This window comes from Ralstonia soli (genome assembly GCF_023955655.1).
Taxonomy (GTDB): Bacteria; Pseudomonadota; Gammaproteobacteria; order Burkholderiales; family Burkholderiaceae; genus Ralstonia; species Ralstonia soli.
The window spans coordinates 298081-319929 of record NZ_JAMXHT010000005.1; the positions used below are offsets into that span (position 1 = coordinate 298081).

A 21849-nucleotide genomic window follows, 5' to 3' on the forward strand; every position below is an offset into this window, starting at 1 on the left:
GGGGCGGAGAACGGGGCGGCCACCTTCCCGTAGACGGGTCATTCTGCGGAAAAAGCCCCTTCACGACGGCTTTTTCCGCCGTTTATCCAGGGCGGCACACCGCAATAATGCGACGGTCGGCCATGGGGTCGACGTGATCTGTCCATCCCTCGCACGCCCGGCATGTCCGAAGAAAGCGATCTCGAAAAAACTGAAGCCGCCTCACCGAGGCGCCTCGAGCAGGCGCGCGAGGAAGGCGACGTTCCCAGATCGCGGGAGCTGGGTTCGTTCGCCCTGATGGCGGTGGGCGCGGGCGGTTTATGGGTGATGGGCGACTCGATTGTCCGGGCGGCTTCGTCCTTTCTGGCGCGCTGCCTGGAATTCCACCGTTACGACTACACCCGCGGGCAGGACCAATGGGCCTACGTGGCCGCGCAGTTCACGCCGCTGGGCATGGTGCTGGGCGGGCTGATGGTGATGCTCCTGATTGCGGCGCTGTCGCCGCTGGCGCTCACGCGCGGGGCGATTTCCTTCAAGCCGCTGACGCCCGACATCTCGCGCCTGTTCAAGCTGCAGGGCCTGACGCGCATGTTTTCGGTGGAAGGGCTGCTGGAGCTGCCGCGCCTGTTGATCAAGCTGTTGCTGATTGCCGGCGTGGGCTGGATGCTGATCCGGTACTACCGTGGCGACCTGATCGAACTGCCCCAGCGGGACCTGGGCGTTGGCATGCGCGACACGCTGCACGTGGCCGGTGTGGCCTTCCTGTGCATGGCCGCCGTGATGATGCTGGTGGCTGCGGTGGATGTGCCGCTGTCATTGTGGCAATACGCACGCAAGCACCGCATGACCAAGGAAGAGGTGCGCAAGGAGCATCGCGAGTCCGAGGGCGATCCGCACGTCAAGGGCCGCATCCGCGCCATGCAGCGCCAGGTGGCCCAGCGCCGCATGATGGCCGACGTGCCCAAGGCCGATGTGATCGTTACCAACCCGACGCACTACGCCGTGGCGCTGCGCTATTCCGAGAAGGAGGGCGGCGCGCCGCGCGTGGTTGCCAAGGGGGCCGACATGGTGGCTGCCAAGATCCGCGAGCTGGGTGCCGAGCACAAGATTCCCATTCTGGAGGCGCCACCGCTGGCGCGTGCGCTGTACCGGCATACCGAGATCGGGCACCAGATTCCGGAGGCGCTGTACGCGGCGGTGGCCGAGGTGCTGGCGTATGTGTATCAACTTCGCCGCATGCACCAGGTGGGCGGGCGGGCGCCGGTGCGGCCGACCGACTTGCCGGTGCCGGCGGATATGGACCCAGGGCCTTCCGTCGAACCGGAAGACGCATGAAGCGTCGCCCCCGCGTCTCCAAGACCCGAAGGTGGCGCTAAAAGCGCCGGTGCTGGCTCCCAGAGTGCCGTCGCTGATGCTGAGGAGACCCGGTGGCGGCTCAAAAAGACGCGGTAGCGGGTCGCAAAGACCCAGTGCTGGCTCTTGAAGAGCCAGTGGCGCATCGCCAAGACGCAACCGCTGGTTCTAAAAGAGCCGGCGCAGGCTCTTCGAGCCTCGAAGCTGGCTCTGATGACACCCGACGCTGGCTCTAAAAGCTTCGACGCCGGTTCTCAAAGCCCCGATGCTGGCGCTCAAGGTGCCGGCGCCATGCTGTTATTGCTTGCCGCCGTTTCCGTAGGTCTGGAACACGCTCAGGTCCGGGTACATGGCGCGGATCTTCGTCCATTCCGCTGCGTCGTAGAACTCGCATTGGCCACGCGTGAAGCGCTTGGCCACTTCAATCGAGAAGCGCACGGACTCGGCCAGGTCGATCTCGTGGCTGGCGCTCGAATCGCTGCCGCCCACGACCGACTGCGCGGTGATGGCCACGCCCACCACGGGCTTATCCGTGGCCGCGTGCGGCTGCATGATGCTGTTGAAGTGGTACAGGCCGTTGTGATACGGGGTGATGTCCTGGATGGAGATCGGGAACGTCACGGCCGGTTCACCCGTGGTCGATTCCATGATTGCCACCAGATCGGGCGCCATGCGCAGCACGTACCCTTGCATGGCCGTGGGCGACAGCGCGAACCCGCGATGCTTGACGATGCGGTTGCCCTTGGAGGCGTCGATCGAGAGGATGGCGTCCATGTCCGCCGACACTTCGTACCGGTTCATGGTGTCGGACGACACCGGCATGCCCATGAACGGAATGCCGCCGTTGTCGGTCATCGACACGTCGGTCGAGATGTGCGTGGTGACGATGACGTCGCCGGTCAGCTTGTCGCCCTTGGCGTGCATTTGCGCCAGCTTGAGCGCCACGGCAATCGAGGCGATCGGGCCGTCCGCGTCCGACACCATGCCGATGCGTGCCGGATGCGCGCCCACCGCGCCGTTGCGGCCGATCACGCCCAGCGTGCGGGCCTTGCCGCCGGCGGTCTTGCCCTCAGTGCCCGGGATGGTGATCTTGATGAAATCGGTGGTCTTGCGCGTGTCTTCGGGCTTCTCGTTGTAGACGGTCGTGACTTCCACCGTGACGCCGGATTCGGCATACGGGGCAAACATCGATTCAATGGTCTTGCCGTTGGCCGAAGCGGTATCCAGCGCTTCATAGACCGCCAGCGTCTGCTGCAATGCCATGGGTGCTCCTGAGTAGGGTTGGCGACAAGCGCACGTCACCCGCGCCGTGCATCGTGGGGCGGGTGACGCGCGTCATGTCAGAAGAGATGGCGCAAGCCGACCAGCGCGGAAATCTGGTTGTTGCTGCCGTTGAGTGCCTGCCCCGATGCGGCGGCCGCGTTTGTCGTGGTGTTGCCGAACAGGCCCGACCATCCGCCGTGCGCGCGTTCATAAACGGCGGCCACGTACACATCGGTGCGCTTGCTGAAGCTGTAGTCGGCCACGCCATACAGCGTGCTGCGCGAGCCGCTGAAGTTGTCAGCGCGGGTGAAGTTCTGCATCAGCGCCGCGGTCAGCAGCCAGGCGGGCGTGACACGGTAGTTCGCGCCCACCGTGTAGAAATCATCGCGCCGCTGCGAGGCGAACACCGAGTTGATGCCAACCGCCGCCGTCGGCGAGCCCGAGGCCATGCTGGTGATCGATGCCGTATCGGTGCCGCCGTTGGACGAATCGAAGCCGGCGTCGCGGCTGCTGTGCACGTAGTTGGCAAACAGGTTGGCGTTGCCCACGGCCAGTTTGGCGCCACCCATGTAGATGCGTGCGTGGCGGCTCTGGGTGTCGTTGGTCTGCTGCGCATCGCCGATCACCGTGAGCGGGCCTTGCGCATATTTCACGCCGAGCGACATCGACGAACGTGCGCTGCCATGGCCGGCCTGCTCGCCGAGTGCCGCTTCGGCAATCACTTGCCACGGGCCGTAGGTGCCGGTGTAGCTGATGGCGTTGTCATAACGCTGGCCGACCAGGTAGACCTGCCACGAGTTGGACGGCGCCGCGCCCACACCGAGCGGATCGACGTAGTACATCATCGTGTTGCCGGTGGTGTACTGGCGGCCGAGTGCGATCTCGCCATAGCGGTCGTGGCCGATCTTCACGAAGGCCTGGCGGCCGAACAGCTGGCCTTGCTGGTCGAGCTTGCCGGTGTCGGCCAGGAAGCCGTTCTCCAGCGTGAAGCCAGCCTTCCAGCCGCCACCCAGGTCTTCATTGCCCTTGAAGCCGAAGCGGCTGCCCGAGAGGAAGCCCTCACCGCCCTGCTGCAACCCGTAGATCGAATCGCGGCCCGGGTTGGCGTGCGTCTGGAAACTCAGTGCCGCGTCGATGACGCCATACAGCGTCAAACCGGACGATTGGGCCTGTGCGGTGCCTGCCGTAGCCATGAGCACTGCGATTGCTGCGCTGACCTTCTTCATGAACAGATGTCTCCTGCGTCGCGTGGCGACGATGTTGTTGTCGTGGGGTTAGATGCGGAATTCGGGCCAGGACGCCATGTCGGCCGGGCCTTGAATGCGGGTGAGCGGGAACGATGCGTTTTCTGCCAGGCGCTCGATCTGGTCTTTGGCCGGGAAGATCAGTGCGCCGCGCTCGCCGAGCACGGTGCCCGTGGTGCCGTCTGCATACAGCGCCGAGCCTTCGGGCAGGGCAAACACCTGTTCCGGCGCGTTGATGTCGAGGAACTCGGCCAGGCGCTCTTCGCGGCTTTCACCGTTGTGGCCGGCGGGTTTGCCGCTGATGAAGTGCGGGTTGATCTGGAACGGCACCAGCCCCAGCGCACGCAGCGTCGGCGGCTGCACGATGGGCATGTCGTTGGTGGTGCGGATGGTCGGGCAGGCGACGTTGCTGCCGGCGCTCCAGCCGACGTACGGCGTGCCGGCGCGCACCTTGGCGCGGATGGTGTCGACGATGTTGGCGTCATACATGCGCTTGAGCAGCGCGAAGGTGTTGCCGCCGCCCACGGCAATGGCATCGGCGTTCTCGATCGTGCGGCGCGGGTCGCTGCTGTGGTGCAAGGCTTCGAGCTCGTAACCGAGCTGTTCGAACACGGGTTTGACGATGCCTTCGTACGTGTCGAAGCTGAACGTCACGCCCGCGAAGGGCACGAACACCACCTTGCGCTTCTCGTGCTTGAGCAGCGTGTGAATCTGGTCGGTGGCGTGTTCGAGGTAGCCGAGCGCGTCCTTGCGGGAGCTGCTCATCAGCAGAATGCGTTGGGTCATGATCCATCCAATCCGTTTGATGACAATTGCGGTTCAGTGCGCGATCGCGCTGGTGATGAGCGCGGCCACGCGGTCGATTTCTTCGTGCGTGTTGAAGTAGTGCAGCGAGACGCGCGCCATCGTGCTCACGCCATAGCGCGCGAGGATGGCGTCGGCCATGAAGTTGCCCGATTCGATGATGCAGTTCTGCTGCTCCAGCGCCGCAACGATGGTGGCCGGGTCCACGCCGCGCACGTTGAAGGGCACGATGCCGATGCGTTGCGCAGCGTTTTTCGGGCCGTAGATTTCGATGCCCGGAATGTTCGAGAACACGCGCACGGCATAGGCCGTCAGCTCGCGCAAGCGGGCTTCGATGGCATCGACGCCGACTTGGCTTGCGTAGTCGAGCGCAGCGCCCAGCCCGAGGATGGCCGGCACGATCGGGCAGCCCGCTTCAAAGCGCCGTGCGCCTGCGACAAAGCCGATGTTGCCGGTCGCGCGGTCGTAGGCGCCGTTCCACCAGCCGGTGAGCGCGGGCTCTAGCGACTCGATCAGCGATGCCTTGACGTACAGGAAGCCTGAGCCCTCGGTAGCGCGCAGCGCCTTGCGCCCGCAGCCCGCGAGGAAGTCGCAGCCGAGCGCGGCCACGTCGGTCTTCACCATGCCGGCGCTCTGCGATGCGTTGACGAGTGAGAGGGCACCGTGTTCGCGTGCTACCGCGCAGATGGCGGCCGCATCCTGCAGCGCGCCGGTCGAGTTGGGCAGATGCGAGAACGTCACCAGCCGCGTGCGCGGCGTCATGGCGGCGGCAAACGCTGTGGGGGAGAGCACGCCTTCGGCATCGGCGGCCACCATCTTCACCACCACGCCGCGCGTGGCTTCCAGCCGCTTCCACGGCAGCAGGTTGCTGAGCATCTCGGTGTCGGCCACGAGAATCTCGTCGCCGGCTCGCCAGTCGATGCCTTGCGCCACCAGCGAGATGGCCTCGGACGCATTCTTGGTGAAGGCGATCTCGCTTGCCTGCGCGTTCAGGAACGCGGCCAGTTGCGTGCGCACGGCATCGACGCGGGCGTAGGTTTCCTTGCGGAACGCCGGCAGGTAGATGCCGATGTGCCCCGTGTCGAGCACGTAGCGGCGCACGGTGTCGAGCACGCTGTCGGGCGGCAGCGACGCGGCGGCCGTATCGAGGTAGATCGTCGACAGCGTGAGTGGCGTGTCCTGACGAATGGCTTGGATATCCATGAGTCTTTCCTGATGCATAAAACAATTACTTGAGCTTGAGCACCGAGCGCGTGAAGCTGAACAGCGCATCCCCGGCGATGACGCCGCCTGCAAAGGCGCTCATCTCGGCGATGTCCTTGTCGCCGCGCAGGCGCAGCAGCGCGAACCGGATCGCCAGGCCGATCAGCACGGCAAAGCCGGCCAGCGGCGACGACAGCAACATGCCGGTCGACAGCAGAATGCCGAGCTGGCGCTTGGCGCCGCCGATCCATTGCAGGATCGCGCCCGGGATGGCCCACAGGATCAGCGCGCGCGCCACTTCCATCGACGTGCCGGCCTTGATGGAGGCGGCATAGACGCGGTCCACCGGCGGCAGCAGGCCGCGCTCGAAGAACCCCTTGTGGAACAGGATGACGACGATGCCCGCCACCACAAAACCCGTCATGGCGGAAATCAGCTGCTGGCGGCGCCCGGCCAGTTCCAGCGCCGGGTCCTTGCCCGAGCCACGCAGCAGGTAGCCCGTCTTCAGGTCGTAGCCCATGTCGGCAAAGGCCGGGCCGGTGGAAGCCGAGAAGCCCGCGAGCACGGCCAGCGCCGGAGCAGGGAAGCCGATCAGGATGCCGATCGTGAGCGTGATGAGCGCCACCGCAAACGCGGGAAACCAGCCCGAGTGCATGGCGGCAATCCCGACGATGAGCTCGTGCACGTAGGCGGCAAACGCGGCAAACAGCACGAACGCGACCACCATGCCGGGGGACATGCCGTCAAAGCCGGTGACGGCGGTGATGCCCAGTGCGATGAGGGTGTAGATCACGAAGCCGCCGCCGAGAATCCGGCCGGTGCGCGCAGGCGATACGTCATCCGAACCGGGGCCGCTGTTGGCTGCGGCGCGCGCACGGCGGATTTCGCCCGCTACCTGGAACAGGGCGACCGTGCCTGCGCCGATCATCAGGCCATGCGGAATGTAGGCCTTGGCAATGTCGATGCCGACCAGCGCTTCGGAATAACCGCGCACCAGCAGGCCGATGCCGAACATCGTGAGCGCTGCGAGGTTGCCGAGGAACGCGGCACCAAACGCCGACATCGGCACGCCAAGCCACGCGCCGGCCACGCCCACCACCACGCCAAGGCCCAGGAACGCTGCCTTGCGCCCGCCGCGGTCGCCCGCCCAGATGGCTTCGGCCGTGGCCACGCCCGAGGGCCAGCTGCCCGACGCCGGAAACACCTTGCTGCCGAACAGAAAGTACAGCATCGCGCCGTCCACCAGCATGGCCGCCAGCGCGCCCATCAGCATGGGCGTGGCGAGCTCGGGCATGCCCATCGCATACGGCACGCCGATGGGGATCATCAGCGAGTTGGCCGCGCCAAACGTGGCCGACGAAATGGCCGTCTGCACGAGGTTCTGCCGCTCCAGCGAGCGAAAGCGCCGTGCGACTTCAATGGGGATGCGCGAGAAGACGATCGCGATCAGCGCGCCGATGATCGACGTGTTGGCCGAGATGCCGAGGGAGACGATCAGCTGCATGCCGATCATGGCGCCAAACACCGACAGCACGATCGAGACGATCAGCAGCAGGGGTTCGAGAAAGCGTGGTGCAGAGGCCGCGCCCTGGCTGCCACTGTCGGGCGCCTCGGTGGTGGTTGGGGTCGGGTACATGTGTCTCACTCAGGTGTCTTGATGGAGGGGGCGCGTGCTTCAGGCGCGCTTGATCAGCCCGATCGCGCGTTCGACCGTCTGGCGGGCTTCGTGCAGCGCGTCGAGAAATTTGGGTACCGCCTGTTCGTCCAGGCGCTGCACTGGCCCGGCGATGGCGAGGGAGCCAACGACGGTGCGCTTGTCTTTCGACCACAGCGGAATCGCCAGGCCCGAGACGCCGGGTACCGCTTCTTCGCTCGTGTAGGCCCAGCCGGCTTCGCGGATGCGCGCGAGGTGTGCATCGAGCGCGGCGCGGTCGACCACGTGGCCACGCGCCTTGCGGCATACCTCATCGCACAGGGCCGGGCTCTGGAACGCCAGCATCGCCTTGCCGTGCGAGCCGGTATCAAGCGCAAAGCGCTGACCTTCTTCGATCGAGAAACGCAGCGGCTGGCCGCTGTGGGCCATGTCCAGGCACAGGCCTTCATGGCCGTCGAGCAGCGACAGGAAGACGGTTTCGCCGGTTTGCTGCGCGAGGCGGCTCAGCGCCGGTTTGACGACGTCCGTGGGCGAGAGCGTGTGGCGGACGATTTCGCCCAGCTCGAACCAGCGCAGGCCCAGCGCGTAGCGGCCGAGTTCGTCCTGCACAAGAAAGCCTTCTTCCGCGAAGGTCGCCAGCACGCGCTGCACGACCGCGCGGTGCACGCCGCTGGCAGCGGCCAAATCCCGCACGCCCCAGACCGATTGCTCGGCGGTGAAGTAGCGCATCAGTTGCAGCGCACCGCTCAGCGATTTCAGCATGGTGTCTCTCCTATAGAGACAGTGTCTCTGTAAATGTTCGCGCAGTTTGCAAATGGACAAGCCGAAACGCTATTCGGGTAAACGCTGTTCTTTTATTTATGTCTGGTTTTGCGCACTTCTCGTGCGCCCCTGTCGGCGGGCGAATGCAGAACCGCACCCCTCGGTGGTGGGGTATTCCAAAGAAAAGCCGCCTTTTGGGCGGCTTTCTCGGTTCTTCGGTTTGGCGGCGTGGGCAGCAAGATGGCATTCATCGAAAAGCCCCCGCTGCAAGCCCCCCTACTGATGAACGCCGCACTGCTCCGAGTCCAAAGCTTCCTGCGCCAGGGCGACTACCGCTCGGCCGCCGGCCCGGTGCTGATCATCCTGATCCTGGCGATGATGGTGCTGCCGCTGCCGCCGTTCATCCTGGACTTGCTGTTCACGTTCAACATCGCGCTGTCGATCATCGTGCTGCTGATCAGCATGCACACGCTCAAGCCGCTGGATTTCTCGTCGTTTCCGAGCATCCTGCTGATCACCACGCTGATGCGGCTGTCGCTGAACGTGGCGTCCACCCGCGTGGTGCTGATGGACGGCCACACCGGCCCGGACGCGGCCGGCAAGGTGATCGAAGCCTTCGGCCACTTCCTGGTGGGTGGCAACTACACCGTCGGCATCGTGCTGTTCGTCATCCTGGTGATCATCAACTTCATGGTGATCAGCAAGGGCGCGGGCCGGATTGCCGAGGTCAGCGCGCGCTTCACCCTCGATGCCATGCCCGGCAAGCAGATGGCCATCGACGCCGACCTGAACGCCGGCCTGATCCGCGAAGACGAAGCCCGCAAGCGCCGCACGGCCATCGCGCAGGAAGCCGAGTTCTTCGGCTCCATGGACGGTGCCAGCAAGTTCGTGCGCGGCGACTCGGTGGCGGGCATCGCCATTCTGCTCATCAATATCGTCGGCGGCCTGGCCGTGGGCGTGCTCCAGCACGGCATGGACATCGGCCACGCTGTCACCAACTACACGCTGCTGACCATCGGCGACGGCCTGGTCGCGCAGATTCCGGCGCTGGTCATCTCCACCGCGGCGGGCATCATGGTCAGCCGCGTGTCGACCGACAAGGACGTCGGCCAGCAACTGTCGAGCGAGCTGTTTGCCATGCCGATGGTGCTGATGACCACCGCCGGCGTGCTGGGCCTGCTGGGCATGGTGCCGGGCATGCCGCACATCCCGTTCATCCTGTTTGGCGGCGGCCTGGGCTATCTGGGCTGGTACCTCAAGAAGAAGCGCGAGACGCCCGAAGTCGAGCCCGTGCTGCAGGCGATTGCCCCGGTCGATACGCCGGAAGCCAGTTGGGACGACGTGTCATGGGTCGACGTGCTGGGCCTGGAGATCGGCTACCGCCTGATCCCGCTGGTCGATAAGAGCCAGGACGGCGAGCTGCTACGGCGGATCAAGGGCATCCGCAAGAAGTTCACGCAGGACATGGGTTTCCTGGCGCCGGTGGTGCACATCCGCGACAACCTGGAGCTGGGTCCATCGTCGTACCGCATCACGCTCAAGGGCGTGGAAATCGGGCAGGGCGAGGTGCAGCAGGGCAAGTTCCTGGCCATCAACCCGGGTGGCCAGGATGGTCGCCTGGGCACACAACTGCCCGGCACGCCCACCGTGGACCCGACCTTTGGCCTGCCGGCCATGTGGATCACCGCCGATGTGCGCGACCGCGCGCAGGCCGAGGGCTACACCGTGGTCGATTGCAGCACGGTCATCGCCACCCACGTCAATCAGTTGATTTACACCCATAGCACCGAGCTTCTCGGCCGTTTGGAAGTGCAGCAGTTGCTCGATCATTTGGCCAAGGAAGCACCGAAGCTGGTCGAAGACGTCGTGCCCAAGCTGTTGCCCGTCGCGACCGTGCAGAAGGTGCTGCAGAACCTGCTGGACGAAGGCCTGCACATCCGCGACATCCGCACCATCGTCGAGACGCTGGCGGAGCACGGAGGCAGGACGCAAGACCCCGCCGAACTCACCGCCGCCGTGCGGATCGCGCTGGGCCGGGCGATTGCCCAGCAGCTGTTCCCGAACAAGACCGAAATGCAGGTCGTCACGCTTGACCCGAATCTGGAGAACATCTTGCTGCAAAGCGTCGTTGGCTCGAATGCCGGCCCGATCGAACCGCAACTGGCGGACTCGCTCATGCAAGCCGCCGCCGATTCGTCGCGCCAGCACGAGCAGATGGGCCAGACGGGCGTCCTGCTCGTGCCGCCCGCACTGCGCCCGATGCTTGCACGCCTGTTCAAGCGTGCTGCACCGAGCCTGCGCGTGCTCTCGCACGCAGAAATTCCAGATCACCGAACGATTAAGGTTGTCGCCATGCTTGGAGGCCGCGCATGAAGATGCATCGATTCACCGGACTGACGTCGCGCGACGTGTTGCGCAAGGTCCGCGACCAGTTGGGCGATGGCGCGCTGATCCTCTCGAACCGCGCCGTGCCGGGCGGTATTGAAATCATCGCCGCGTGCGATTCGCACCTCGATGCGCTGATCGACAACCCGATGCCGCAAGCCGCCGAGCGCCGTCCGGCCTCGCCCGCGCCGGTTCCGGAACCGGCGCCTGCCGCGCCTGTGGTGGCCACGGTTGCTGCTGCGGCTGCGGCTGCGCCTGCCGCCGAGGCTCAGGCGGAATCGGCGGCGCCGGGCGCACTGGCCCGCCTGCGCAACCGCTTCATCGCGTCGCGCCGCGCGGCTGCGCAGGAAGCAGTCACGCCGGTACCGGCTGCAGTGGCTCAGACCAAGCCGGCCGGCCGCACGCTGCAAACGCGCGTGGATGACGATGTAGTACTGGGTGCCTCGGCAGAGGCGCCGGCTGACGATGCGCTGGTGGTTTCGCCCCGCATGCTGGCTGTGCTCGACCGCGCAAACGAGGAAGCCGCGCAGGCGCTGGCCAGCACGGCGCAGTTCATCGCCCGCCGCACCGTGGTGGAAGACGAAGAGCAGGCGCCCGCTGAATCGACCGCCCGCGTTGCCGCCCGCCGCGAACACGCGCGCGAGAGCGACCAACCGGCCTCGCTGCGCAGCTTTGCCGAGCGCGTGGAAGCCCAGGCGCGCAGCCTGCGCGCCGAACAGCAGAAGGCCGAGACGCTCAAGGCAGAGGCTGAAGCCCGCAAGCCATCCGACATCTTTGTCCGCATGGAAGACACGATGGACATGCCCGACGCCCCGCGCGAAGACATGAGCCTGCAGCGTTCGGCCATCAAGGCGGACCTGACGGAGAGCATCCGTGCCGAAAACGACGTGATGACCCGCCGCATGGTCGGCGAGATCGAAACGCTCAAGAGCACGCTGACCGACGCCATGTCGAGCCTCGCCTCGCTGGGTGTGAAGCTGGGCGACCCGGTGCGTACGCGCCTGTTCCAGACCATGCTCAATGCGGGGTTCTCGGCGCAGCTCACGCGCTACGTGCTCGAGAACATGCCGCAGCACGACACGTTTGATGGCGCACTGGACTTCGTGCAGCGCGCCATCGAGAAGAACCTGACCACCGTGTCGGATGAAAACAGCCTGCTCGACCAGGGCGGCGTGTTTGCCCTGATGGGCCCGACCGGCGTGGGCAAGACCACCACCACCGCCAAGCTGGCCGCGCGCTTTGTGCTGCGCCATGGTGCATCGCGCGTGGCACTGCTCTCGACCGACAGCTACCGGATCGGCGGCCACGAACAGCTGCGCATCTACGGCAAGATCCTGGGCGTTACGGTGCATGCCGTCAAAGACGCGCAAGACCTGAGCCTGGCGCTGGCCGACCTGCGCGAGAAGCACGTGGTGCTGATCGACACCATCGGCATGAGCCAGCGTGACCGCGCCGTGTCTGAACAGATCGCGATGCTGCATGCAGTTGGCCCGTCCATCAAACGCCTGCTGCTGCTGAACGCCACGAGCAACGGCAAGACGCTCGACGAAGTGGTGGGTGCCTACCGTGATGCCAACCTGGCCGGCTGCATCCTCACCAAGATCGACGAGGCCGCTTCCGTGGGCCACGCAATGGACGTGATGATCCGCCGCCGCCTGCCGCTGCACTACGTGTCGTACGGCCAGCGCGTGCCGGAAGACATTGCCGTGCCGAACAAGAAGCTGCTGATTCACCGCTCGTTCCGCGCGGGTGCCGAGCAGTCGTCGTTCACGCTGGACTCGGATGAATCGCTGCTGGTGGCACAAGGCTCCGCCGTCCGTGGCCAGCTCGACCGCGAACCCGGCCTGGCCGCTTTCGATTTCGCCTGAGTCAGAAAAAGAAGAGGCGACCATGACGACTCCATTCGCCAAGGATCAAGCCGCAGGGCTGCGCCGCATGCTCGGCCATGCCGCTGCCCGACGCGTGCTGGTAATCGGGGCGCAAGAGCAGGTCGATGACTTTGTCGACAACCTGCGCATTGCGCTGGCTGCCATGGGACGCGACGCCGCCGTGGTGAGCGCGCAGACCATGCTGGCCGTGACCGGCATGCTGGAGCAGTACGACGAAACAGCCGACGTGACGCTGGTCGCCGCACATTTCGGCACCCGGGCACTCGCCACCGTGGCCGAGGCCTGCGACGACGTGCTGCTGACGTTCGCGGATGGCCCCGAAGGCCTCAAGAGCGCGTACACGCTGCTCAAGAAAACCGCTGTGCTGCAAGGCACGAATCGGCAAGGGCGTGGCATCCGCACCGTGGTATGCGGCGCGCACTCGGTCGATTCCGCCGTGCGCGTGTTCGGCAACCTGGCCAACACCGTGGGCCAGTACCTGAACACACGCATCGATTTTGCCGGCTACCTCCCCGAGGATCGGCACACCGAACTTGCGCTCTCGCTCGGCAAGCCCGTGGCGAGCGCGTTTCCCGCATCGCCTTCGGCCGTGGCCTTCCGCCAACTGGCCGAAGAAATGTTGAGCTGGGCCAGCAGTGTGGGCGCCCAGGCCCAAGCCGGTGACGGCGGCACGCCGTCGCGGGTGGTCATGTCGGCGCGTGCACCGGCACAGCCGGCAGACGGATCGGCGCAGGCAGCGCCGGCCCTGACGCCTCGCGCCACCGCGCGCGCGGCCGAATTGGTTTATTGAGGCGCAGCATGAACGAAGCGCCAAAGGCAGGCATGGATATGTACACCGCAACGGGTCGCAAGACCAAGTCCGACGAGATGGCCACGTACGCACCGCTGGTACGTCGCATTGCCAACCAGATGATGGTCAAGCTGCCGGCCAGCGTCGAACTGGACGACCTCATCCAGGCCGGCATGATGGGTTTGCTCGACGCGCTGTCGCGCTACGAGGAAACGCAGGGTGTGCAGTTCGAGTTCTACGCAGCGCAGCGTATTCGCGGTGCGATCCTGGATGAACTGCGCGGCTCCGACTGGCTGCCGCGCGGCCTGCGCCGCAACGCGCGCACGATCGAGCAGGCGATCCAGAAGCTGCAGCAGCAGAAGGGCCGCGCGCCCACCGAAACGGAAATTGCTGCGGCGCTGGGCATGTCGCTGGCCGATTACCAGAAGCAACTGGTCGACCTGCAAGGCAGCCAACTGCTGTACTACGAAGACTTCGACCGCGAAGACGCCGACGCCTTCATCGAAAACCGTGCCGCCGAGAACGACGCCACGCCGCTGGACCAACTGCTGGACCACGACCTGCGCGAATCGGTAGTCGCCGCCATCGAAGGCCTGCCCGAGCGCGAAAAGCTCATGATGAGCCTCTACTACGAGCAGGATTTGAACCTGCGCGAAATCGGCGCCGTGATGGGCGTGTCGGAATCGCGCGTGTGCCAGATCCACAGCCAGGCGATTGCCCGCATCCGCGCACGGCTGCGTGACCGTGCATGGCTGCCGACGCCGACCTGATGTCGGCTTAGCCTCGACCTGCTAGAACGCTACTGCGCGGCCAGCGAGTCATCTCGTGGCCGCGCTTTGTCTTTGGGAAGTTCGGTGACAAGGCGGGCGCTGGCGGCATCCCACACACGAGTCTCGCCATGGCGGAAGAGGAGGAAGCGCTCGGCCGGCACGTCAGCCGCCTTCAGTGCGTTGGCCAGGTCGGTGATGGGCTGGTCGAGCGGCTCATCCGTCAGCTCGAACGTGCCCCAATGGATGCCCACGGCCTGCCGCGCGCTGATGTCGTGCATCACCTGCACGGCCTCGGCTGGGTCGATGTGCTGCGCCTTCATGAACCAGCGCGGTTCATAGGCGCCCACGGCAATGGCTGCCACATCAAAGTGGCCGAAGCGCGCACCGATGTCGCGCGTGTCCTGCGAATATCCCAGATCGCCTGAAAACCAGAAGCGCAGCCGCGGATGCAGCAGCGCCCAGCTGCCCCACAGCGTCTGGTTGCGGTCGTACAGGCCGCGTGCGGACCAGTGCTGCACGGCGCAGAAGTGGGCGGTAAAAGGGCCGAATTCCGCTTCGTCATCCCAGTCGAACGCACGCACGTTGGCGTTGTTACCGGTGAGGCGCGCGCCGCGTACGTTGCGGGCAAACCAGCGGTCGATGCCTAGCGGCACGAAAAACATCGGTGCGCCGCCCGGCTGTCGCATCAGGGCGCGCACGCTGGCTTTGTCCAGATGGTCGTAGTGGTTGTGCGAAATCAGCACCAGGTCGATATGCGGCAACTGCTTGAGCGACAGGCCCGGCGGCTGGTGCCGCTGCGGCCCCGCAAACGGCAGCGGCGAGGCACGCTTGGAGAACACCGGATCGGTTAGCACGTTCAGCCCGTCGATTTGCAGCAGCAGCGTTTCGTGGCCGATCCAGGTCAACTGCGGCACATCGGGCGGCTGGTGTACGGCGGCCAGATTCGGCGCAACGCACGAGAGGTCTTGCGTGGGCGGTTTGGGCAGCTTCAGGCGCCGGCGCTCGCGCTGCCATTGCCAGAAGTCGCCGCCGGGGCGTGGGTGGGGATAGCGATTGCGGAAGCCATCCGGCGTGTGGTGGGGCTTGGACGGATCGTAGTGGGGATTTTTCATTTCACCATGGCGGTGGCATCCAGCGGAAAAAGGAGAGGCGCGGACGCTTCGGCTCGGTTGGGAAGCTGGCAGAGGGGCAGAATTCACCCAGATCAGGGCGGTGCGGCGGCTTCGCAAGGGTACTCCCCCGTGCCGGATTGCGCTTCATCACCCCATTGGCGGTCGACTTGTAGCACCATGCGGGTTGCCCATGCCTTTCGAACCTCGCTTTCCATGATGCGTATAGACAACCCCCAGCATGACCAGGAAGTCGGCGTGGCCGACGCCACCCAAGACACGACCCGTATCGATGACGTACGCATCGGCGCGGTGCGCCCGCTGATCTCTCCGGCGCTGCTGCTGGATGAACTCCCGGTGTCGCCCGAGGTGCAGGCCCATGTCGAGGCGAGCCGCATCGCCATCACAAACGTCCTGAACGGGCGTGACGACCGCCTGATCGCTGTGGTCGGACCGTGCTCGATCCATGACCACGATCAGGCGATGGAATACGCGCATCGGCTCAACGACGTCGCGCACCGGCTGCGCGATGACCTGCTGATCGTGATGCGCGTGTATTTCGAAAAGCCGCGCACGACGGTCGGCTGGAAGGGCTATATCAATGACCCGCGCCTCGATGGCAGCTTCCGCATCAACGAAGGGCTGCGCCGCGCCCGCGAGCTGCTGCTGGAGGTCAACGCGCTGGGGCTACCGGTCGCCACGGAGTTTCTCGATCTGCTCAGCCCGCAATACATTGCCGACCTGGTGGCCTGGGGCGCGATCGGCGCTCGCACGACCGAGAGCCAGAGCCATCGCCAGCTTGCCTCGGGCCTGAGCTGCCCGATCGGCTTCAAGAACGGCACCGATGGCGGCGTGCAGATTGCGGCCGACGCAATTCTGGCGGCGCGTTCGTCGCATTCGTTCATGGGCATGACGAAGATGGGGATGGCCGCCATCTTCGAGACGCGCGGCAACAGCGATGCGCACGTCATCCTGCGCGGCGGCAAGAAGGGGCCGAACTACGATGCGGCGGCCATTGAAGAGACCGGTGCGATCCTGCGCAAGGCCGGGCTGCGCGAGCAGGTGATGGTCGATTGCTCGCACGCGAACTCGGGTAAATCGCACCTGAAGCAGATCGATGTGGCCCAGGACGTGGCGCAGCAGCTGTCTGCCGGCGAGCGCCGCATCACCGGTGTCATGATCGAAAGCCACCTGGAAGAAGGGCGCCAGGATCTGAAGCCGGGCGTGCCTTTGCAGCGTGGGGTGTCGATTACCGACGCCTGTCTTGGCTGGGGCCAGACCGAGCCGGTGCTGGAGACGCTCGCTGCGGCGGTGCGAGCCCGGCGCGGCGGCTGAACCACCGCCTGCACCCGCCGGATCAAAAACCGGGGGAAGGGCATCGGGCAGCAGTGTAAACTGCTGCCTTTTTTTGGCACTCGAGCATGGCGCACGACCCGCCGCGCACGGCACTCAGCGGCCCTGTGCTGATCCGTTTACTTGCTCGCCTGGCGGACGTCGATGTGCGCGAATCGCGGCAATTGCTCTCAGACCGGCTGAGCCAATGGCTGAACTGGACTGACGCCATCACATTGTCGTCGGCACTGAGCACCCATCCGCCGGCCTTTGTTTCGAGCGGACGGCCCGTGGTGGCGGATGCAGAGGCCATGTGCGCTCGCCAGCGCACCGCGTTGACCAAGGCCATCGCCTCCACCTGCGCACCCGAGACACGACCGGGCGGAAAGGCGCGCCAGCCGATCCAGAGCGCGCCTGCGCCGCTGACGGTCGACTATGCGGACTACCGGCAGCGGTACGTGCTGATGCAGCAGACCATGGAACTGGAGATCGGCACATTGCGCGATCGCCTGCGGCGGCTGTTGGCGGCGGCAACGCCCGACTTGGCGCGGCTTGCAGTGCTGGATGCCAGCATGGAGCAGGCGCTGGCCCCACGCGAGCGTGCGCTGCTGAGCACGATTCCGGCATGGCTTGGCAAACACTTCGAACGGCTGCGCGCTACCGAACCGCCTGCCGAGAGCCTATCTCCGGCCAAGTCGCGTGCGTGGCTGGAGGCGTTCCGCAAAGACATGCAGAGCGTGCTGCTGGCGGAATTGGATGTGCGTTTTCAACCGGTCGACGGGTTGCTTGCAGCCCTTCGGCCCAGTTAAGCAGGACAGCGGGACATGATGTCCAGAAACCACCTGAATCTTTTCTTGTTTGCCGTTGGGCTGGCGGCCGTGGGCTGGATTGCCATCGGCTATCTCGTCGGCCTGAACCTGCTCGCGCTGGTCGTGACGATTGTCATTGGGGCGGTCTACCTGGCGGGCGCGCAGGAGTTGCGCCGCTATCAGCAGGCCACGGGCGCCTTTGCAAACGCGGTTGCCAGTCTGTCCGAGGCGCCAGCGTCGCTTGGTACATGGCTTGAACACCTGCCGCCGAGCCTGCGCAATGCCGTGCGCCTGCGTGTGGAAGGTGAGCGCACCGCATTGCCTGCGCCTGCGCTGACGCCGTATCTGGTGGGCCTGCTCGTCTTGCTCGGCATGCTGGGCACGCTGCTCGGGATGGTGGTCACGCTCAATGGCACCGGCGCCGCGCTGGAGAGCGCAACCGACTTGCAGGCCATTCGCGCCTCGCTCGCCGCGCCGATCAAGGGGCTCGGGTTTTCGTTCGGTACCTCGATTGCCGGTGTGGCGACCTCCGCCATGCTGGGGCTGCTCTCGGCACTGTGCCGGCGCGAGCGGCTGCAGGCGGTGCAGGCGCTCGACGCCAAGATCGCGACGACGCTGCGCGTTTTTTCGCACGCGCATCAACGTGAAGAGACCTTCAAGCTGCTGCAACGCCAGTCCGACACCATGCCGGCGCTGGTTGACCGGCTGCAGGCCATGATGGCTGCGCTGGAGCAACAGGGCACGGCCAGCCACGAACGGCAGCTCGCCAACCAGCAGGCGTTTCTCGACAAGGCGGAACTCGCCTACAGCCAGCTCGCGTCTTCGGTGGGGCAGTCCTTGAGGGAGAGCGCCGCCGAGAGCGCCCGCGCGGCCAGTGCGGCGCTGCAGCCCGTTGCCGAGTCGACCATGGCGGGGCTTGCACGCGAATCGGCTGCCTTGCACGAGGCCGTCACGCAGGCGGTGCAGCGTCAGCTCGATGGCATGTCGACGCGCTTTGAAGCCGCAACCGAAACCGTGGCCGGCCATTGGAACCATGCCCTGCAGGCGCAACAGCGCGCCAGCGAAACGTTGGTGGGCCACGTGGGTACTTCGCTGGAGCGTTTTGCCGCGACGTTCGAGCAACGCGCGGCCGGGTTGGTCGACAGCGTGTCCGCGCGGCTGGAGGCCACAGCCGGCGACCTGTCCGGCGCCTGGAGCGATGGGCTCGCACAGCAAGCACGTACCCATGCCGAACTGGCCAGCCAGAATCGACATGCACTGGAAGCGGCCACCGCCACGTTCGAGCAGCACGCCGCATCGCTGCTGCAATCGGTGGGGCAATCGCACACGGCCTTGCAGGCGGCACTGGAAGCGCGCGACCAGCAGCGCCTCGCAGCCTGGACGGATGCGCTCGGCGCCACCGCCGCTGCGCTGAGCCAGGCCTGGGAAGCGGCGGGCAACGACACCGCGCGTCGCCAGCAGGCCATTTGCGATGCGCTGGCGCAAACCGCGAACGATATCTCTGCGCAAACGCAGGCCCACGCCAATGGCACCATCGCGGAGATCTCGCGCCTGGTGCAGACGGCATCGGAAGCGCCCAAGGCCGCGGCTGAAGTGGTGGCCGAACTGCGCCAGAAGCTGTCCGATAGCATGGTGCGCGATACGGCCATGTTGGAAGAGCGCACGCGCCTGCTCGGCACGCTGGAGACGCTGCTCGACGCCGTGAACCATGCGTCCACCGAGCAACGCACAGCGGTGGATGCGCTGGTCGCGACATCGGCCGGTTTGCTCGAACGGGTCGGCACCCGGTTCACGGATCATGTTGAGGCCGAAACCGGCAAGCTCAGCACCGTGGCCGCACAAGTCACCGGCAGCGCCATCGAGGTGGCCAGCCTGGGCGAGGCGTTCGGGGCGGCCGTTCAGCTGTTCGGCGCATCGAACGACAAGCTGGTGGCACATCTGGAGCGCATTGAATCCGCGCTGGACAAATCCCTCACGCGCAGCGACGAGCAGCTTGCCTACTACGTGGCACAGGCACGCGAGGTGGTGGACCTGAGCATGCTGTCGCAGAAGCAGATTCTGGAAGATCTGCAACGCCTGGGCGGTCATCGGACCGTGACAGGAGTTGCCGCAGCATGAGCGGCATGGGCGACGAGTTCGACGGTGGCGTAGAGGCGAGCGCGCCCGTCTGGGCTGCGTTTGGCGATCTGATGTCGGTGCTGCTGGGCGCCTTCGTGCTGATTCTCGTGGGCGTGATCGGCGTGCAGCTGGAGCTGTCGTCCAAGCTGGCGAACGAGGTCAAGCAGCGCGAGGCCGAGGCGCAGCGCCGCAAGACGCTGGAGCAGGCGCTGGCCGGACCGCTGGCGGCGGGGCGCGTGACGCTCGTCAATGGGCGGATCGGCATCAATGGCAGCGTGCTGTTCGCGCTCAATTCCGACCAGTTGCAGCCCGGGGGGCGCACGCTGCTGAAGAGCCTGGCGGGGCCGCTGTCTGCCTATCTCAAGTCGCGCGACGAGATCCTGATGGTGAGCGGCTTTGCCGACGACCAGCAGGTGAGGGCGGGCAACCGCCAGTTTGCCGACAACTGGGAACTATCGGCCAAGCGCGCGCTGACGGTGACACGCGCGCTGATCGATGAAGGCATTCCCGCTGCAAGCGTGTTTGCGGCGGCGTTCGGGTCGGAGCAGCCCGTGAGCTCCAATGCCGACGACGAGGGCCGTGCCAAGAACCGGCGTGTGGAGATTGCACCCGTGCCGAGATCGGCGGCATCGAATGGCGGACGCGGTGAGCAGCACTGACCCGAGCATCGCGGCCCAGCTCGACCGCCTGCGTGAGCAAGGCGTGGAGCGGCGCGACCCTATTCGTTTCCACTTGATCGCGGCCCTGCATCGGCGCGCCGCCAGTCAGACCGGCGAGGCACGCCGTGTTGCGGACGAACGGCTGCGCGCATTGTTGGCGGCAGGCGCCGACAGTCTGGATCCGACAACTTCCACCGCCTCGTCCGAGGCGGAGCGTGGCGCACTGGCGGTGTTGCTTGCAGACATGGCCCGTCAACGCCGCGGCGTGGGCGGGGTGGGCGGCGTGTATCCGGATCTGGGCATCCTCGAAGACTTTCGCGAAACGTGGTCCAGGCTCAGCGCCGAGAAACAGGTACGGCAGTCGGTGGATCAGGTGCCGACCAACGCCGGCCCGTTGAATTCGCAAAGCCTGGTGCACCGGTCGCTCGCCTTGATGCGGCAGGTCTCGCCGGAATACCTGCGGCAGTTTCTGGGGTATGTCGACGCGCTGTCCTGGCTGGAGCAGATGGGCGGCGACAGCGCCATCACGCCCCAGGATGCGCCGCGCACCGGCGGCGGCAGGAAGAGCACGCGAAGCAAGTCACGCTGATGCGGCGATGGCCATCCCGAGCCTGCTGGAATATCAACTTGTGTTGGTTTCTGAACTTCGGACAGACCGCTGCCTAGGCTGAAACGGCCTCGCCGAGGCCTGCTGTACTGCGGCAGATCCACCTCCTCACATCGTCCTCATAGCGCCACCATGCATTCACACCATCCATTGGCCTGCCAAATCGATGTCACGGACGCCCGCGATGCGAAAAAAAAGGGGCCGGTAGCCATCGTCATTTAACCGGCCCGCAGGAATCGATGCCGCAAGACCAGACGGTCTTGCTGGCTGATGCCCGGATCGCGACATTTCCCCCACGCTCCACCTCCTCACCCTCCTCCATACGCCATCGCGCCTCGCCCCGCTTCCTGCTGGGGGAATCGGCGCGACAGATCAGCGGAAGCGCGGCCTGGCTCGCGCAACTGCCATCGGGCGCCGTTGTCGGTATCAACGACTACCGGCTTGCAGGCGATACCGCCGGGCTGGCTGACCTGCATCTGCAACGCGGTTACCTGCACGGACGCTGGACGCACGGGCAGGTACGCATCGGCGTGCGCCCGGCAGCCGTGGGCGGCCATGCCGGGGATTTCCACTACGCGGTAGTCGAGCATTGGAATGTGCCTGTGCACCAGCAGACGGTGCGCGGCAGCGAAGGGGTATTCACCACGCCGACCGTCATGGGCGGCGCCGGACTGTCGGCCACGGTGGTCGGCAAGCTCGACATGGTCTGGTGCAACGGCGTGCTTTGCATTGCGGGCAAGCTCGACCTCTGCGTGGGCGGGGCAGCGGCCAGTCTGCTGATTCGCCAGTGCCAGCCGACCCTTGGCGTGGCTTGCCAGGGCGGCAGCCTGTTTGGCGGCAGCACGTATCGGCTGATTCCGGCTGTTACCGAAAGCGGGATGTTGCGCTGCGTCATCCTGTACTGCGTGCGGTTCGATTCGGGCGCGCTTTATCAAGGAGTTGGGATGTTCGAAGCGCACACGCATTTCGGAACGCAAAATATGTACACAAAAAACGATTGAAATTGTTGACAGGAAAATGATGCGCCGCCAAGATTCCGGCAAATACGCGGCATCATGCCGCGCGAATGCCGGCAGACGGGATTCCATCCCTTTTTGCCCCAAGCACGCTCCCTGCACC

18 protein-coding genes are annotated in these 21849 nt (G+C 65.7%); 11 read left to right on the forward strand and 7 right to left on the reverse strand.

The genetic code is table 11. The features are described 5' to 3' along the window. The first annotated feature begins 162 nt into the window (after positions 1-162). A complete protein-coding gene (gene flhB / locus NG900_RS14505; protein ID WP_252681553.1) occupies positions 163-1314 on the forward strand; it encodes a flagellar biosynthesis protein FlhB in 1152 nt (383 codons plus the stop codon). Between the two features lie 315 nt (positions 1315-1629). Here flhB and NG900_RS14510 read toward each other — a convergent pair whose 3' ends face one another. From NG900_RS14510 to NG900_RS14535, 6 genes are all read right to left on the reverse strand, one after another. Then, positions 1630-2595 (reverse strand): DUF1177 domain-containing protein, encoded by a 966-nt coding sequence (locus NG900_RS14510; protein WP_252681555.1) that lies wholly within the window; start codon positions 2593-2595, stop codon positions 1630-1632. Positions 2596-2672: 77 nt separating this feature from the next. Further along, complete coding sequence (locus tag NG900_RS14515) at positions 2673-3821, reverse strand: porin (protein ID WP_252681557.1); 1149 nt, start codon at positions 3819-3821, stop codon at positions 2673-2675. A 48-nt stretch (positions 3822-3869) separates the two neighbouring features. Next, positions 3870-4625 carry a dipeptidase PepE gene (gene pepE, locus NG900_RS14520; protein ID WP_252681559.1) on the reverse strand — a complete coding sequence of 252 codons (756 nt, stop codon included), beginning with the start codon at positions 4623-4625 and terminating at the stop codon, positions 3870-3872. 33 nt (positions 4626-4658) lie between these two features. Continuing rightward, a complete protein-coding gene (locus tag NG900_RS14525) occupies positions 4659-5846 on the reverse strand; it encodes an aminotransferase class V-fold PLP-dependent enzyme (protein WP_252681560.1) in 1188 nt (395 codons plus the stop codon). A gap of 25 nt (positions 5847-5871) precedes the next feature. Beyond that, on the reverse strand, positions 5872-7482 hold the full coding sequence (locus tag NG900_RS14530; RefSeq protein WP_252681562.1) for an OPT/YSL family transporter: 1611 nt from the start codon (positions 7480-7482) through the stop codon (positions 5872-5874). A gap of 39 nt (positions 7483-7521) precedes the next feature. Beyond that, positions 7522-8262, reverse strand: coding sequence for an IclR family transcriptional regulator (locus NG900_RS14535; RefSeq protein ID WP_252681564.1), 741 nt, complete (start codon positions 8260-8262; stop codon positions 7522-7524). Positions 8263-8544: 282 nt separating this feature from the next. On the opposite strand from NG900_RS14535, the gene flhA reads away from it, so the two are divergent. The 4 genes from flhA to NG900_RS14555 are packed head-to-tail and all read left to right on the forward strand — an operon-like array spanning position 8545 to position 14096. Beyond that, on the forward strand, positions 8545-10635 hold the full coding sequence (flhA, locus tag NG900_RS14540; RefSeq protein WP_252682153.1) for a flagellar biosynthesis protein FlhA: 2091 nt from the start codon (positions 8545-8547) through the stop codon (positions 10633-10635). Further along, positions 10632-12515 (forward strand): flagellar biosynthesis GTPase FlhF, encoded by a 1884-nt coding sequence (gene flhF / locus NG900_RS14545; RefSeq protein WP_252681567.1) that lies wholly within the window; start codon positions 10632-10634, stop codon positions 12513-12515. The genes flhA and flhF overlap by 4 nt, the downstream gene beginning before the upstream one ends. A 22-nt stretch (positions 12516-12537) precedes the next feature. Continuing rightward, positions 12538-13326: a MinD/ParA family ATP-binding protein gene (locus tag NG900_RS14550; protein ID WP_252681570.1), complete on the forward strand. Its 789-nt coding sequence runs from the start codon at positions 12538-12540 to the stop codon at positions 13324-13326. Between the two features lie 8 nt (positions 13327-13334). After that, positions 13335-14096, forward strand: a complete 762-nt coding sequence (locus NG900_RS14555; protein ID WP_289813807.1) for an RNA polymerase sigma factor FliA — start codon at positions 13335-13337, stop codon at positions 14094-14096. 29 nt (positions 14097-14125) lie between these two features. On the opposite strand, the gene NG900_RS14560 is transcribed toward NG900_RS14555, so the two are convergent. Next, positions 14126-15208 (reverse strand): MBL fold metallo-hydrolase, encoded by a 1083-nt coding sequence (locus NG900_RS14560; RefSeq protein ID WP_252681572.1) that lies wholly within the window; start codon positions 15206-15208, stop codon positions 14126-14128. 213 nt (positions 15209-15421) lie between these two features. Between NG900_RS14560 and NG900_RS14565 the strand changes: the two genes are divergently transcribed. From NG900_RS14565 to NG900_RS14590, 6 genes are all read left to right on the forward strand, one after another. Continuing rightward, positions 15422-16540: a 3-deoxy-7-phosphoheptulonate synthase gene (locus tag NG900_RS14565; protein ID WP_252681574.1), complete on the forward strand. Its 1119-nt coding sequence runs from the start codon at positions 15422-15424 to the stop codon at positions 16538-16540. 86 nt (positions 16541-16626) lie between these two features. Then, on the forward strand, positions 16627-17346 hold the full coding sequence (locus tag NG900_RS14570; protein ID WP_252681576.1) for a DUF3348 domain-containing protein: 720 nt from the start codon (positions 16627-16629) through the stop codon (positions 17344-17346). Between the two features lie 18 nt (positions 17347-17364). Continuing rightward, on the forward strand, positions 17365-19464 hold the full coding sequence (locus NG900_RS14575; RefSeq protein WP_252682157.1) for a DUF802 domain-containing protein: 2100 nt from the start codon (positions 17365-17367) through the stop codon (positions 19462-19464). Between the two features lie 5 nt (positions 19465-19469). Continuing rightward, a complete protein-coding gene (locus tag NG900_RS14580) occupies positions 19470-20123 on the forward strand; it encodes an OmpA family protein (protein WP_252682159.1) in 654 nt (217 codons plus the stop codon). Further along, positions 20098-20712, forward strand: a complete 615-nt coding sequence (locus NG900_RS14585) for a DUF2894 domain-containing protein (protein ID WP_252681578.1) — start codon at positions 20098-20100, stop codon at positions 20710-20712. The genes NG900_RS14580 and NG900_RS14585 overlap by 26 nt, the downstream gene beginning before the upstream one ends. A 257-nt stretch (positions 20713-20969) precedes the next feature. Beyond that, complete coding sequence (locus NG900_RS14590) at positions 20970-21731, forward strand: hypothetical protein (RefSeq protein ID WP_252681580.1); 762 nt, start codon at positions 20970-20972, stop codon at positions 21729-21731. Positions 21732-21849: the final 118 nt, after the last annotated feature.

Coding starts and splice junctions, on each gene's coding strand:
- flhB (WP_252681553.1), top strand. CDS start 163: ATGTCCGAAGAAAGCGATCTCGAAAAAACTGAAGCCGCCTCACCGAGG.
- NG900_RS14510 (WP_252681555.1), bottom strand. CDS start 2,595: ATGGCATTGCAGCAGACGCTGGCGGTCTATGAAGCGCTGGATACCGCT.
- NG900_RS14515 (WP_252681557.1), bottom strand. CDS start 3,821: ATGAAGAAGGTCAGCGCAGCAATCGCAGTGCTCATGGCTACGGCAGGC.
- pepE (WP_252681559.1), bottom strand. CDS start 4,625: ATGACCCAACGCATTCTGCTGATGAGCAGCTCCCGCAAGGACGCGCTC.
- NG900_RS14525 (WP_252681560.1), bottom strand. CDS start 5,846: ATGGATATCCAAGCCATTCGTCAGGACACGCCACTCACGCTGTCGACG.
- NG900_RS14530 (WP_252681562.1), bottom strand. CDS start 7,482: ATGTACCCGACCCCAACCACCACCGAGGCGCCCGACAGTGGCAGCCAG.
- NG900_RS14535 (WP_252681564.1), bottom strand. CDS start 8,262: ATGCTGAAATCGCTGAGCGGTGCGCTGCAACTGATGCGCTACTTCACC.
- flhA (WP_252682153.1), top strand. CDS start 8,545: ATGAACGCCGCACTGCTCCGAGTCCAAAGCTTCCTGCGCCAGGGCGAC.
- flhF (WP_252681567.1), top strand. CDS start 10,632: ATGAAGATGCATCGATTCACCGGACTGACGTCGCGCGACGTGTTGCGC.
- NG900_RS14550 (WP_252681570.1), top strand. CDS start 12,538: ATGACGACTCCATTCGCCAAGGATCAAGCCGCAGGGCTGCGCCGCATG.
- NG900_RS14555 (WP_289813807.1), top strand. CDS start 13,335: ATGAACGAAGCGCCAAAGGCAGGCATGGATATGTACACCGCAACGGGT.
- NG900_RS14560 (WP_252681572.1), bottom strand. CDS start 15,208: ATGAAAAATCCCCACTACGATCCGTCCAAGCCCCACCACACGCCGGAT.
- NG900_RS14565 (WP_252681574.1), top strand. CDS start 15,422: ATGATGCGTATAGACAACCCCCAGCATGACCAGGAAGTCGGCGTGGCC.
- NG900_RS14570 (WP_252681576.1), top strand. CDS start 16,627: ATGGCGCACGACCCGCCGCGCACGGCACTCAGCGGCCCTGTGCTGATC.
- NG900_RS14575 (WP_252682157.1), top strand. CDS start 17,365: ATGTCCAGAAACCACCTGAATCTTTTCTTGTTTGCCGTTGGGCTGGCG.
- NG900_RS14580 (WP_252682159.1), top strand. CDS start 19,470: ATGGGCGACGAGTTCGACGGTGGCGTAGAGGCGAGCGCGCCCGTCTGG.
- NG900_RS14585 (WP_252681578.1), top strand. CDS start 20,098: ATGGCGGACGCGGTGAGCAGCACTGACCCGAGCATCGCGGCCCAGCTC.
- NG900_RS14590 (WP_252681580.1), top strand. CDS start 20,970: ATGCCGCAAGACCAGACGGTCTTGCTGGCTGATGCCCGGATCGCGACA.